At 68.0% G+C, this 13,142-nt stretch carries 14 protein-coding genes; 6 read left to right on the forward strand and 8 right to left on the reverse strand.

Going from position 1 to position 13,142, the window contains the following annotated elements; all coding sequences use genetic code 11:
- Nucleotides 1–123 precede the first annotated feature (123 nt).
- Together ACH442_RS35990 and ACH442_RS35995 are read left to right on the forward strand one after the other, a co-directional pair.
- Nucleotides 124–729, forward strand: a complete 606-nt coding sequence (locus tag ACH442_RS35990) for a hypothetical protein (protein ID WP_396342549.1) — start codon at nucleotides 124–126, stop codon at nucleotides 727–729.
- Nucleotides 714–893, forward strand: a complete 180-nt coding sequence (locus ACH442_RS35995; protein ID WP_396342550.1) for a hypothetical protein — start codon at nucleotides 714–716, stop codon at nucleotides 891–893. Before ACH442_RS35990 ends, ACH442_RS35995 begins: the two co-directional genes overlap by 16 nt.
- A gap of 336 nt (nucleotides 894–1,229) precedes the next feature.
- On the opposite strand, the gene ACH442_RS36000 is transcribed toward ACH442_RS35995, so the two are convergent.
- The 3 genes from ACH442_RS36000 to ACH442_RS36010 form a co-directional block, all read right to left on the reverse strand.
- Nucleotides 1,230–2,534 (reverse strand): hypothetical protein, encoded by a 1,305-nt coding sequence (locus tag ACH442_RS36000; protein ID WP_396342551.1) that lies wholly within the window; start codon nucleotides 2,532–2,534, stop codon nucleotides 1,230–1,232.
- A gap of 730 nt (nucleotides 2,535–3,264) precedes the next feature.
- Entirely contained in the window at nucleotides 3,265–3,849 is a 585-nt protein-coding gene (locus tag ACH442_RS36005; protein WP_396342552.1) for a DUF2716 domain-containing protein, read from the reverse strand.
- A 1,169-nt stretch (nucleotides 3,850–5,018) separates the two neighbouring features.
- Nucleotides 5,019–5,909 (reverse strand): NAD(P)/FAD-dependent oxidoreductase, encoded by an 891-nt coding sequence (locus ACH442_RS36010; RefSeq protein WP_396342553.1) that lies wholly within the window; start codon nucleotides 5,907–5,909, stop codon nucleotides 5,019–5,021.
- A 576-nt stretch (nucleotides 5,910–6,485) separates the two neighbouring features.
- On the opposite strand from ACH442_RS36010, the gene ACH442_RS36015 reads away from it, so the two are divergent.
- The 3 genes from ACH442_RS36015 to ACH442_RS36025 all read left to right on the forward strand — a co-directional run bounded on the left by ACH442_RS36015 (nucleotide 6,486) and on the right by ACH442_RS36025 (nucleotide 8,591).
- Nucleotides 6,486–6,851, forward strand: a complete 366-nt coding sequence (locus tag ACH442_RS36015) for a VOC family protein (protein WP_396342554.1) — start codon at nucleotides 6,486–6,488, stop codon at nucleotides 6,849–6,851.
- Between the two features lie 178 nt (nucleotides 6,852–7,029).
- Nucleotides 7,030–7,551 (forward strand): GNAT family N-acetyltransferase, encoded by a 522-nt coding sequence (locus tag ACH442_RS36020; protein ID WP_396342555.1) that lies wholly within the window; start codon nucleotides 7,030–7,032, stop codon nucleotides 7,549–7,551.
- A 269-nt stretch (nucleotides 7,552–7,820) separates the two neighbouring features.
- Nucleotides 7,821–8,591, forward strand: coding sequence for an LLM class F420-dependent oxidoreductase (locus ACH442_RS36025; RefSeq protein ID WP_396342556.1), 771 nt, complete (start codon nucleotides 7,821–7,823; stop codon nucleotides 8,589–8,591).
- Nucleotides 8,592–8,753: 162 nt separating this feature from the next.
- On the opposite strand, the gene ACH442_RS36030 is transcribed toward ACH442_RS36025, so the two are convergent.
- The 4 genes from ACH442_RS36030 to ACH442_RS36045 form a co-directional block, all read right to left on the reverse strand.
- Entirely contained in the window at nucleotides 8,754–9,029 is a 276-nt protein-coding gene (locus ACH442_RS36030) for a hypothetical protein (protein ID WP_396342557.1), read from the reverse strand.
- Nucleotides 9,029–9,307, reverse strand: a complete 279-nt coding sequence (locus ACH442_RS36035; RefSeq protein WP_396342558.1) for a hypothetical protein — start codon at nucleotides 9,305–9,307, stop codon at nucleotides 9,029–9,031. Before ACH442_RS36035 ends, ACH442_RS36030 begins: the two co-directional genes overlap by 1 nt.
- A 196-nt stretch (nucleotides 9,308–9,503) precedes the next feature.
- Nucleotides 9,504–9,665 carry a helix-turn-helix domain-containing protein gene (locus tag ACH442_RS36040; protein ID WP_396342559.1) on the reverse strand — a complete coding sequence of 54 codons (162 nt, stop codon included), beginning with the start codon at nucleotides 9,663–9,665 and terminating at the stop codon, nucleotides 9,504–9,506.
- A 47-nt stretch (nucleotides 9,666–9,712) separates the two neighbouring features.
- Nucleotides 9,713–10,309 carry an HD domain-containing protein gene (locus ACH442_RS36045; protein ID WP_396342560.1) on the reverse strand — a complete coding sequence of 199 codons (597 nt, stop codon included), beginning with the start codon at nucleotides 10,307–10,309 and terminating at the stop codon, nucleotides 9,713–9,715.
- Between the two features lie 143 nt (nucleotides 10,310–10,452).
- Here ACH442_RS36045 and ACH442_RS36050 point away from each other — a divergent pair, with 143 nt between their 5' ends.
- The gene (locus ACH442_RS36050) at nucleotides 10,453–11,814 is read left to right on the forward strand and encodes a cellulase family glycosylhydrolase (RefSeq protein WP_396342562.1); all 1,362 of its coding nucleotides are present in this window, start codon (nucleotides 10,453–10,455) and stop codon (nucleotides 11,812–11,814) included.
- Nucleotides 11,815–11,855: 41 nt separating this feature from the next.
- Here ACH442_RS36050 and ACH442_RS36055 read toward each other — a convergent pair whose 3' ends face one another.
- Nucleotides 11,856–12,968: an FAD-dependent oxidoreductase gene (locus ACH442_RS36055; RefSeq protein WP_396342563.1), complete on the reverse strand. Its 1,113-nt coding sequence runs from the start codon at nucleotides 12,966–12,968 to the stop codon at nucleotides 11,856–11,858.
- Nucleotides 12,969–13,142: the final 174 nt, after the last annotated feature.

The following is a 13,142-nucleotide window of genomic DNA, read 5'->3' on the forward strand; positions in this document are numbered from 1 at the left end:
TCGTCCCCCACCGGCCCCGGCCACATCTCGCCCTCGGCCGATTCCGTCCACGCCGTCTCTCCCCGGCCCGGCACCGCATTCTCCGAGCCGCCGTCGACCGGCGCACCGAACGCGGCAAATCCCATGACCAGCGCCGATCAAGTGCCGCCATCGGTCGCGCCCCACACCTTCTCCGCAAGCTCCGCCACGCCGCAGGGTCCATCCGCGTTCCCGGGCAACGCCGACTACCCACCGGTCATGCCCGGCCAGAATCAGCCCGCGTTCTCTCCGGCACCCGCCACGCCCGGCTGGGGACCGCAACCCGGCTGGACCGGCCACCAGGGACACACCCTCGCCGGAGGGCCCCGCCATCATCGCACCGGCTTGCTGCCGCTCGTCCTGACCGGCATCAGCGGCGTCCTCCTCGGCGCTCTGATGGTCGGTGTCTTGTGGGCGGCCGGTTCCGCGCTGGGCGGCGGCGATTCCGCGGCCGACGCTGACGCCGAAGCCGCGTGCGCGCTCCTGGACCGGCTCCCGACCACCTGGACGCAGGAGACCTTGTCAGACGTCGCAACCACCAGCCGGTTCGGTGCCGCTGTTTCGCTGGCCACCGCGGCCGGTGAGGAGGACTCCCACTACGAGAACCTGGCGCAGGCCTCGAAAACCGCCTACCAGTACGCGACGGTGATGGCCATCGAATCCATCGGACCGCGGATCCAGGATGCCCGCACCCGATGCGACGAGCTCTGACCGGCCGGAAGCAGACCCGAGGCGCCACGCCACCAGTGAAAATGGAAGCGGTCGCCCCCGACGGCCACCGCCCGGCGGTCTTCTACCTGACCACCGACCTGGTCGAGGCAGGCCCCATCATGGATCGCGGAATGGCGCTGCTCGACGACCTGATATGCGACTGACGGCCGAACGCCGACCGCGTCGATCAACCTGCTGTACCGGAGGTTCCTCGTCAGCGCCTTCACCGAGCTGAGGGCACCCCACGTGCGGGTCCTCCTTTTCATCGCCGAGTGGGAACGAAGCGACAATCACACCACTCCCCCGACCACACTGTTCGTCCTGGATGCGAGCGACGCTGTCACCCGTCGCAGGACCGTGTCGCGGCCGACTAACACCCACGATGGACGCCTCGGCACATTCCAGGAACCCGCGGCCGGGCCAAGCACCTGAGCGGCCCACCCGAGGGCGCTGAAGAGGACCGGACGTCCGGTTACGGCTGCAGCCTCATAGCGCGCGGCTCACTCAGCGGATCCCTGCGGATCAGCCGGTTCGACAGGACTGTCAGGGTGGCCCGTCGCCGACACGGCGGGAGCAATGTCAGGCTCGGACGTGTGCGACGCAAGTCGCTGGTCAGCTGTGAACTTCACCCACCAGCCCTTCAATCGCTGCAGGGCGGTGCCGTCACGGAGGATCGCCACTGCTACAAGAGTGATGGCCACGCCAGACCCCACACTCGCCGTTCCGAGTAGCACCTCACCGCCACGTAAACTACCCATTCCGAACATGGCGGCCGCGGCACCGAAGACGAGAAATGCCGCCCCTATCAGCACGAAACTGTTCCGAAACCCTGCAATCCACAGCACGGCACAGGCAGCGCCGCCCCCGATCCCCGCCGCTCCAGACAGGGGGTCACCCCTGCGCAACTCCAGCACGCCCCACGCAACAAGGCCGCATCCAAGCGCAGCCAACGAGATCAGCTCGCTTCTGTTTCGCAGCTCGGCCAATCCCAGCAATGCGAATCCGGTGCCGAACCCGATTCTCGCAACCCCCGACAGCACCTCGCCGATTTTCAGCTCGGCCATGCCCCAGACGACGAGCCCGGCGCCGGCCGCGAGAAACCCCATTCCAGATAACACGTCTTTGTTGAGCAACTTCGCCGCGCCCCATAAGGCGACCGCGACACCAAGACCGAGGGTCCCCACTCCCGACAATGCGTCGCCGTCGATCAGCTTGGTTACACCGGCGACGGCACTCGCCGCCGCGATCCCTACCTGCGCGATTCCCGACAGAATGGTGTTCTCACAGAGGTTCGCGATGCCCCATACCGCGAAGGCGACGCCGCTGGCGACGCCCTGTACACCGGGCAGCAGGTCACCGTCGCCCAGCTTCACCACGCCCCACACCGCGAACACGGCACCGAGTCCGACGACCGTCGCGCCACTCAGAAGCAGACCGGCGGTGTACAGGTCGGCGGCGAGCAGGACCGTGACGGCCAGCAGAGTGACAGCGGCGACGGTGAAAGCGACGGACCAGCGTCCCTGCAGCGTCGCGGCGGTGACCGTACAGCCGGCGGCGAGAGCCCACAGCAAGGTCCGGGCGGTGCGTTGCAGCGCCGAACCGGGGAAGCGGTGCAGCCAGTTCGCAGTACCGAACACGGCGCCGAGGCCGGTGAACGTGGTGAGCACAGGTAGGCCGTGGTCGGAGAGCAGGTTGATGGTTACGCCCAGGGCGACTACGCCGAGCAGGAAGCCGGCAGTCTGTCCACGCCAATCCAGATGCTGCGGGTGCCGTCCAAGCCTCGGGTCCTTCTGGGGGGTTTCCACCGTTTAAGGGTGCAGAACGGGAGGTGCCGGAAAGCGCCGTTCTGTGCGAGCGGCTAGCCCAGGCCGAGCCGCAGGAGGAGCTGAGTGCCTGTCTCGCTACTCCAAGATCGACTTAGAGCCGGTTTTACGCTCGCGGGATGAGCGGTGCGAAGCGTGGCGCTCGGGGCTGGTTGTCGCCGGTTCCGCAGCCGACCGGCGCCGCTGGGAGTCGGGGTCAGAAGCCATCGCGGCGGTGACCGGTCTGCGGTGACCGGCTGCCGGCGGCGGCCCGGATGCCGATGGTGTTCTGCTCGCCGGCGTGCCGAGCTCGGCATTGGCGTACGGTCCGGCGCAGCCGTGCCCGGATCGCTGCGGCGAGGCAGAAGCACCGGGTGGCGTGTCCGCAGTGCGGCGTCGAGTGGGTGGCGGGTCTGGATCGGTCGTTGTCGGCGGTGTTCTGCTCGCCGCGGTGTCAACTACCGTGCAGGAGAAGGTCGTGGCGGCGCAAGAGCTGGTCCGGGACGAGGAAGTCGCCCTCGCAGATCGCCACGAATCTGCTGCGCCGACCGGAGGTTGCCGCGCGAGCGATGACCGACACTTTTCCGGATTACGATCCGTCGCTCACGCTGAGCTATCAGTAGAGCGCGACTGGCGCGCGCATCGCGGCAGATGAGCGCGGCGTTCTTCTGATCTCCTTTGCGTGATCCTGAAACTCGGAGCCCAGCCGTCGGCCGATCTTGCCGCAACCCTATTACCGGTCACGTTGACGAAGGATCTTCTCGAGAACGCCGTGATTGCGTGCCGCAAAGGCATCGACGGCGGGGTCACCGAATACGCACAGGCTCTGCTCCCACGGGTGCCCGAGGATCCCGAATGCGTGATCGCGTCCGACGAAGATGGTGTAGTCCCCGTTCGGAAACAGTCCACCGGTATCCCAGCCCGAGACCTCCTGCGGCTCGTCCACGGCGTGCGGTCGGAACAGACCTGATGGATGCACCCAGTCGTGAAACACCACGGTCTCGTACCAGTCGGTGCAGTCCTGCAGCGTCCCGAGAACCAGACCAGCTACGGCGGAAGCGCCAGCAAGGAAGCCGCCAGGGTAGGCGCCAGCGAAGATAGGTGACAGGTCCCACACGACCGACGGTGCCGGCTCAGCAATCGCCGGCCAGTCCTTCGAGCTGGTACCGGCACGGAATCCGAACTTGTCGGCGAAGTCGGACCACAAGACCCCACCGGCCTCCCAATCGAGATCCACCCAGCCGCGCGCGTCCACAACGGCAGGACAGCCGCGAAGACGGCCTCGCCCGAGACCACCGAAGAACCGGTCAGCGTCCATAGGCGTGACGCTGCATAGCGAGCGGTCCGCGGCAGATGAGGGCGTTCTAACGCGCAGTGATGAAGGCGCACACAATCAGTCGAGTTCTCGCGGCATGTACCCGAGAACCAGGCCGTCCATCGCCCGGGGCATTCGTCCAAATGTCCCCAGCCAATCGGAGACGAGGTAGATCTCCTGCCGTTCATCAATGCCCAGCCAACTCCAGGAACACGTCCTGGCACCGAGATCTCCGAACGGAGCGATACTGCGGCCGAGGTGAGCGCTCCACTCGATGAACCTGTCGGCTTCACCCTAGCAATCCATCCGACTACTTTCTGTTACTACGAGTCTCTTGGCTGTCCTAATGATGAGGGAGCGACGCGGTAGTAAGGACGCCCTGTTCGGGCTGTCGTCAGGCGGTTGTGTGCTCCCGGGCTTGCTCCCCGGCGGGTGTTTTGCCGAGGTTCTGCGGGGAGCAGCCCTCTCCGGTTTGGCCAGCCTTCGGATATGGCCGAGTTGCTGCGGTTGGGGGAGCAGCGGAATTACTCCAGGCGAGTGTGTTTGTGCTGCTCACTGGCATATGTGGGCTGCAGGGAGCACCGGGGCGATGAATTTGGCGTTTCTGGCGGGGTCGTGCGGCGCTGCTCCCCAAACCGGGTGATCGGCAGGGAGCTGGCGGGGTGGTCACAGATAGCGGCGGACGGCGTCGAACAGCGTTCAGTGACGTCGGGTAGCGTCGTCAGACCAGGCTTAATTTGCGTTTTGGCTGGTCAGCGACTTGGGCGAACTACGTTCACACAGGAGTGCTCCATGAAGCGCTCAACAGCGCCGAAGAGCACGTCTGTGCAGCTCAACAGCGCCGTACAGCGTGACCTCTTTACTGCTTTTGCTCCCGTGACCTCCCCTCGCTTCCGGAGTGCTCTCCGCGTGTTCTGTCGAACGTTCGGATGCCGGCCGACCACTTCTCAATTGCGGGAGAGTTCAGTGCGGTCGGTAGAGGTGGCTTGCGTGCTGCGCTGGAGTCCGCGGATCGTCAGGCCAGGCCGAGGCCGTTGCTGTGGTGGGCCAGTACGCTGCGTTGAGGGGCCGGGGGCTGTCCACCCACGCAATGGGGCCCCTGGCCCCGGTAGTTTCGGGTTCGCCCGGTCGGGCGCCGGCAGGTACGGCGTCGAGGCAGCCGCGAGCCCGGGTTAGCCGAGTAGGGCTTGTGCCACGGAGCGGCCGGATAGCCAGGCGGTTTGGACCCGTGGGCGGCCGAACGCGTCACCGCAGAGCCAGACCCGGCCGTCCACGGCATACGGGGCCTCGCCGGGCTCGGGCTGGGCAAACGTCCAGCGGTGCACGCTCACCTCCGGCTTTGCCGAGAGACCGAGCAACTCGCCGACGGCCCCGGCGAGGATCGGCCCGGCCGCCTCGGGGGAATTCAGGTGCCGGGCGGCCAGCTCTGCGGTCGAGTGGGCGACCAGGACCGGGGCGCCGTCGCCGCGCCGGTCGCCGTCGTCGCAGACGGTAGCCAGCACGGGATGGTCGTTGACGAAGGCGCCCCGCAGATCGTCCCACTCGCGCAACGGGTAACGCAGGACGGCCACGATCACCGGATGCCAGGTCTGCGCGGCCCCGGCCGTCGCGATCCCCGGCGGCGGGGCCAGCCGCAGAGCCTGCGGGCCGGGCATGGCGAGCACCACCGCGTCGGCGTCCGCCGGTACTGCGTCGAGCGGGGTTGACAGACGTACGTCGAGCCCGGCGGCGAGGTCGGCGGCCAGCGATCGCAGGCCGCCGGGAGCCGCCCAGCGGACCGGGCCGGTGGCATCCCGGCCGCCCGGGTAAACCCGGAAGGACTCGGTCCACGGCCGGGCGAGTCCGGCGGCCTGCCAACCGGCGACCTGTGCGGCGAAGTCCGGGTCGTCGGCGACGAGGTACGCGGCCCCGATGTCGGCATACCGGCCGTCGTAGCGCTTGCTGGCCAACCGGCCGCCGACGACCCGGCCGCGTTCGACGACACGCACCCTGACCCCAGCGTCCGCCAATGCGCGCGCACACGACAGCCCGGCGATCCCGGCACCGACCACGACAACGTCCACGCTCGAGACCTTACCGAGCACCCGCGCTTCACACTCGGGGACCGAGTCGCCGCCGCGGTCGAGACAGGGCATACACGACCACAGCCTGCATCGGACGAGACGAACGACGCGGCCTGACGCGTGACAACGATCGATCCGCTGCACCGGCGCATCGTACCGATCAGCTCAGCGTCCGGAATGCGCATGAGAGATGAGCTGCTTGTCCGCCATTCGTCCGTGCCGCCCGGCTGCATATCCGGACGTTGATCAAGCCTGGATGCGGGATTCAACGGCAAAGCCAAGGGCCGTCCCCCTCGTGTCGCGCCACCTCGCCGTCCGGCTGCCGGACGAATAGCGATGAACCGACGATCCGGACATGTTCGCCGGGATGGAGGAGCAGCGGTCGCGGGAGTTCAACGGCCCAATCACCGGCTTCCACCATGGTCACCATTGTCAGCCGCGCCACCGGCGCCGGATCGGTTCGGACAACTCCGCCGAAGTCGGCTCGGGGACGGGCCCGCCGAGTACACAGATCTGCCGATGTGAGTATTGCCCCGATGAGGGTTTTGTTTGGTGTGTCATGGCTACGTTGGGAACATGACGGGGACATTGGGCCGGCTTGCCGGCGTCACGATCGACTGCCACGACCCACAGAAGCTGGCTAACTTCTGGTCTGCCGTGCTCGGCGGTCGAGTGACGGAGCCTTTGCCCGGCTGGCGGCGAGTTACCGTCACCGAAGCCGGGCCGGTGCTGACGTTCCAGCCGGTGTCCGAGCCTAAGGTCGGTAAGGTGCGCCTGCATTTGGACATAGCTGTCGCTGACGCCGATGAAGTGGTGGACCGGATCGGGCTGCTGGGCGGTCGGTGGACCGGCGAACGGCACGACTACCCGGAAGGCGCGGTGCTGGTAATGGCCGACCCGGAAAGCAACGAGTTCTGCGTCGTGCAGTATTACCAAGAATGACGCCGCGACCGAACGGCAGGCGAATGAGCCAAGTTTGCTGATGTCGCAGGCCTGACGCACTTTCCTGCCGCTCCGAGGGTGCGCGCGTCAAGTCTGTCAGCTGGCACGTTGCGGCTGTAGGTACGTATCGGGATGCAGGCGGCCCAGCCTGACGGAGGTTCGTGGCAGGATGCCCAGCATGATCATTAGATCGGCGACGATGGATGATGCTCAGGCGCTCGCCGTCGTACATGTTCGCACCTGGCAGGAGACGTATCGCGGGGAAGTTCCCCAGGACTACCTGGATCACCTCGATCCATCTCAACGCCGGGACGGATGGCTACGATGGCTCGGGTCGGACAACCCACCCGCGGGCACCCTTGTACTGGAACACGAAGCTGACGGCGTGGTCGGATTCGTCAATGTTTGCCCGAGCCGAGACCCGGACACGGATCCACGGCTGGTCGGTGAGATAAAAGCCATCTACGTGTTACCGGAATACTGGGGACACGGTGCCGGCCGACTTCTCATGAAGGCCGGTCTGCAACGGCTCCAGGAGGCCGGCTACCGCGAGATAGTGCTATGGGCGCTCGAAACCAACGGACGCGCTCGGCGGTTCTACGAAGCCGGCGGTTGGCGTGCTGACGGATCGTCGAAGATCGACGAATCACGTGGTTTCCCCTTGGCTGAAGTCCGCTACCGCTACAACGCGAACATTTGAAGCCTTCGGCTCCGCCGCGAGCACTCAACTGCCGCAGATAACGCGCGTTGGGTTCCATCGCTGGCCGCGCCGGTGCGCTCGGCGGCACGCACCGTAGTCACTCTTCATGACGCAGCGACCTTATCCGCAGCGCCGTCGGGGTGGGGCCGCGAGGTTAAACGACAAGCTGAGCGCCTCCACCGACTGGACCGACGGGCGGTGATCACGCGATCGGCCCGGCTTGCCCCGGTCGCCGCGCCCGTGGCCGTCGTTCGCCGTAAGGTCGTCTCATGACCGACAGGCCCGTTCGCATCGGACTGCAACTCCAGCCGCAGCACATGGACTACGCCACCATCCGTCGCACCGCCTCCGAGGCCGAGGACCTCGGAGTGGATGTCCTGTTCAACTGGGATCACTTCTTCCCGCTGTACGGCGAGCCGGACGGCCTGCACTTCGAGTGCTGGACGATGCTGGCCGCCTGGGCGGAGTCCACGTCGCGCGTGGAGATCGGCGCTCTGGTCTCCTGCAACAGCTACCGCAATCCGGAGCTGCTCGCCGACATGGCCCGCACCGTCGACCACATCTCGGACGGCCGCCTGATCCTCGGGATCGGCTCCGGCTGGTTCGAACGCGACTACACCGAGTACGGCTACGAGTTCGGCACCGCAGGCGGCCGCCTCGACGACCTGGCCAGCGCGCTGCCGCGGATCGAGTCCCGCTGGGGCAAGCTGAACCCGCCGCCGACCCGCAAGATCCCGGTTCTGATCGGTGGCGGCGGAGAGAAGAAGACCCTGCGCCTGGTCGCCAAGCACGCCACCATCTGGCACAGCTTCGCCGACGCCGAGACCCTGGAGCACAAGCTCGGCGTTCTGCGCGGTCACTGCGAGGGGATCGGCCGCGACCCGTCCGAGATCGAGGTCTCGGTCGCCGGCAAGCCGGACAGCCGCGACCGCATGCACGAGCTGGGCGCCCGCCTGTTCACCGTCGGTGTCGGCGGCCCCGACCCGGACCTGGGCGAACTCCGCGAGGCCCTCGCCTGGCGCGACAAGGTCAACGGATAACCGGAGAGCCACCCCCGCCGCGGCAGGCAAGCACGGCGGGGGTGGCTTCGAACATCAACGTCTCGCGGGAACCGTTCGAGACGGCTCAATTGACCTCAGGTCCAAGAACTCCCCGACGGACGCGATCTCGCCTCGGTAGATCAGCTCGGACCACGTAGGTCATCAGGCGTTCTCCTCGTTCTCGGCCAGCCACTTCTCGCCGGCCTCGGTGAGCTGCCACAACGCGTGCAGCCTTCCGGCCTCACGCTCATACCTGACCAGTCCGGCATCGTGCAGGGCCGCCATCTCGCGGTTCACTTTGCGGGCTGCGCCAGGACTCCACGTCCACCGGTCAACGTCGGGAGCGGAGGTGTCCATGCTGCCCCACCGGACGACTTGGCCCGCTGCGACACCGCGGAGCACCTCGGCCCGGGCCGGGGTGAGCTTGACGTCGGCCATCAGGCGTTCTTCTTTGCGCCGACGCGGGAACGAATGTGATCGCGGTATCCGTCGGCGCCGGCGCTCAGATCAAACACTCCGCCGAGCTCGACGGCGATGTGGTAGAGGTGTCCGGGGTCCTGCAGGGCGGTCACCATGCTTCGAATCTGGGCGTGCACGAACCGGCTCTCGGGGCCGCTGGATACGCGGCCGGTGACTTCAGGCCTGTCGTGAAGCATCTTGCTGAGGTCAGCGTCAACGGCCAGGAAGGCCATGCGGGTGAGGTCGTTGTCAACCATGGTGCTCCTTTGCGGGTGTGGTCAGTGTGCCGTGCCGGCCGGCGCTTCGGCCTGCTCGCGGGTCTGCTGGTCGGGGCCGGCGGGGTGCGGGAACCACCGGCGCGGCCGAGGTGCCGCCACGACACGCCGCCCAGCCAGATGACCGGGGCGGGGCAGACGACGCACTTGCCGGTGAACTCAGTGCTGGTCGGGGCGGTCACCGGACCACCTCCCACCGGATCAGGTCACCGTCGATCCGGCGGACCAGCCCGTACCCGGACAGGCAGTGCAGGATCTGGAACGCGGTCGACGGCGCCACCGCCAACCGGTCGGCGACCTCGACCGCACTGATCTGCCTCGCTCCGGTTCTCGCCGACATGCCTGGCGGTGACTGATCCGCGTCGCTCTCCGGCCGCGCAACAGGGCTCAGATCAGCTGCTGGCCGTACTCGCTGACCAGCGTGGACAGGTCCGGCTCGCCGTAGGTCGCGACCAGCTCGGTGAAGCGAGCGGCTTTGTCCGGGCCGAAGCGGGCGACGCTCGTCGTGTAGGTCGCGGCGGAGACGAAGACCGGCGGGGTCTTCTTGCTGTGGAACTTGTCGGCGTACATGACGAGCTGCTCCTCGCCGGTCCCGGGCACATAGTCGCCGGGCGGCAGCGGCAGGCTCTGGTCGAGGATGTCGGCGCGGGTCACGCCGACGCCGGTGTGGCAGGAGCAGAACCGGCACAGGTAGTCCGGGTAGCCCTCGGCCTGCAGCAGTTCGTGGCCGAGCAGCCCGTGCCGGATGTAGTTCGCGAGGTCCGGAGAACCGTCGTGGCCGTAGAGGCGGTAGACCCCGATGTCGTGCAGCAGGCAGCCGGCGCGGACCAGGTCCCGGTTCGCGTCGAGGGCGAGCCGGTCGAGGAGCTGCTCGGCGATGCGGCAGACGATCACGCAGTGCGTCCAGACCGTGTCGAAGGCCTCGGCGGTCGGCGCGGACCGCTCGTGCAGCTGCCGGACCTCGGTGTCGGAGGGGATCCACATGACTGCCGATCCTCCCAGGTGACCGTCCGGGCGGAAGTTTCGAAACCCGGCGTGACTATCTTGACCAAATGAAGAAACATCTGGACTCTGGTGGGAGCGCTCCCGACTGACCCCCATCAATCCCCAGGAAGGGGAGGCAGACCATGCGAAGAGTCCTCGTCGCGCTCTGTGCCGCCCTGCTCGCCGCGACCGGCGCGGTGCTCGCGCTCGGCAGCCCGGCGTACGCGGCCACCGGGCTGCACGTCGTCGGCACCGACATCTATGAGGCCAACGGCGCGAAGTTCGTCATGCGCGGCGTCAACCACGCGCACACCTGGTACACCAGTCAGACCAGCTCGTTCGCCAACATCAAGGCGACCGGCGCGAACACCGTCCGGGTCGTGCTCAGCGGCGGCCGGTGGACGGCCAACAGCGCCTCCGACGTCGCCGGCGTCATCTCCCTCTGCAAGGCCAACAAGCTGATCTGCATCCTCGAGGACCACGACACCACCGGGTACGGCGAGGACAGCGCGGCGTACACGCTGGACCAGGCGGCCAACTACTGGATCAGCCTGAAGAGCGTCCTGCAGGGCCAGGAGGACTACGTCGCCATCAACATCGGCAACGAGCCGATCGGCAACACCAACCCCAGCCAGTGGACGGCCGCGACCGTCGCCGCGGTCAAGAAGATGCGGGACAACGGCTTCCAGCACCTGCTCGTCATCGACGCCCCGAACTGGGGTCAGGACTGGCAGAACGTGATGCGCGACAACGGGCAGGCGGTGCTCGACGCGGACACGCAGAAGAACACCGTGCTGTCGATCCACATGTACTCGGTGTACGCGCAGGCGGCCACGATCACGTCGTACCTCGATGCCTTCAAGGCCAAGGGGTGGCCGCTGATCATCGGCGAGTTCGGCTGGCAGTACGACTCCAGCCAGGTCGACGACCAGACCGTGCTGGCCGAGGCCGTGAAACGGGACATCGGGTACATCGGCTGGTCCTGGTCGGGCAACACCGACCCGATCCTCGACCTGGTCCTCAACTTCGACGTCAACCAGAAGACCACCTGGTACCACCGGCTCTTCGACGGCGCGAACGGCATCACCGCCACGTCGAAGCAGGCGACGATCTTCGGCACCGGAACGTCGTCGCCGTCCGGTCCGGCGCCCTCGTCGGCCGGGCCCTCGTCCGCGTCGCCGTCGTCGTCACCGTCGACCGGCAGCAAGGGCTGCTCGGCGGCGTACACGGTCACCGGTCAGTGGCCGGGCGGATTCCAGGGCGAGGTCAAGGTGACCGCCGGTAGCGCGGCGATCTCCGGGTGGACGGTGACCTGGGCGTACGCCAATGGTCAGGTTGTCAGCAACGCCTGGAGCGCCACCGTGACCAGCAGCGGCGCGAACGTCACGGCGGAGAACGTGGGCTACAACGGCAGTCTCGCCGCGTCCGCCAGCACGTCGTTCGGCTTCCTCGGCTCGTGGACCGGCAGCAACCCGGTCCCGGCGGTGAGCTGCACCGCCGTCTGATCGGCCGAAGTCGGGGCCGGGCACCCGCCCGGCCCCACGACTCACGGCTCGAAGATCTCCGCCAGGTGCTCGGGCGGACCGTCCGGGCCGAAGATCTGCTCCAAGAACTCGGCGCCGTCCGACGGCGTCGCGGCCCGCTCGAACATCAGCTCCTCGAAATCGGTCAGCGCCGCCTCCACGTCACCCAGGTGCGCGGCCAGGGCCTCCCCGAGATCGGCGCCGTCGAGCATCGCGTTGTTGGCGCCCTCACCGTCCGGGGCGGCCAGGTGCGCGGCGTCACCGATCAGCGTCACCCCGGGCGTACGCTCCCAGCGGTGCCCGGCCGGCAGCGCGAAGATGGGGCGCAGCACCGGCTGGGTGTCACTGGCCGTGATCAGCGAGGTCAGCGCCGGCGCCCAGCCCTCGAACTCCGCCGCGATCCGGGACGTGACCTCGTCGAAGTCGGTGAAGTCGATCGCCGCGAACCAGTCCAGCGGGCGGGGCAGGACCACGTACGTGTGCAGGGTCGACCCGCGCTCCCGGTGCGCGTTGACGGCCCGGTCCCCCTCGGCCGCGGCCAGGGTCCCGCCGCCGACGATCGCCGCGGCGGCCGGGTGACGCTCGTCGGCGTCGTACAGGTAGGTCTCCACGAACGACTCGCCGGTGTACTCCGGTGTCGCGGCCGACAGCAGCGGCCGGACCCGCGACCAGGCGCCGTCCGCCCCGACCAGCAGATCGGTGACCTCGGCCGAGCCGTCGGCGAACGTGACCTCGTGGCGTCCGTCGCCCAGCGACCGGGCGCCGGTCACCTTGCGGCCCCACCGGACCGTGCCCGGCGGCAGCGAGTCCAGCAGCATCTGCCGCAGCTCGCCGCGCTGCACCTCGGGCCGGCCTCCCGTGCCGTCGTCGGCCTTGTCGAACAGGACCGTCCCGTCCGGAGCGGCCAGCCGGAACGCCTGACGACCCTCGATCGCCAGCGCGCGGAACTCGTCCATCAGGTCGGCCGCGGCGACCGCGAGCTGCCCGTTGTAGTCGTGGATGTCGAGCATGCCGCCCTGCCCGCGGGCCGCCGGGGACGGTTCGGCCTCGTGGACGACGGACGCGATGCCGTGGAGGTGCAGGACGCGAGCCAGGGTGAGACCGGCGAGGCCGGCACCGATGATGGTGACGTTCATGGGACGAGACTGGCGCCGCGCCCTGGCACGGCCCTGGCACCGGCCTGGCACGGCCGCACAGCGCGCTGCCGCTGCGTGCTCCGACGCGAGGATCAGAACAAGGCCGGCTGCGGAGGGGCGGCGACGCGTGGTCACGGCGGGAGGAGGTCGCCGTGCCGTCGGTGCTGCCGGTCG

Origin of the sequence: Actinoplanes sp. NPDC020271 (assembly GCF_044388125.1) — a bacterium.
GTDB lineage: Bacteria > Actinomycetota > Actinomycetes > Mycobacteriales > Micromonosporaceae > Actinoplanes.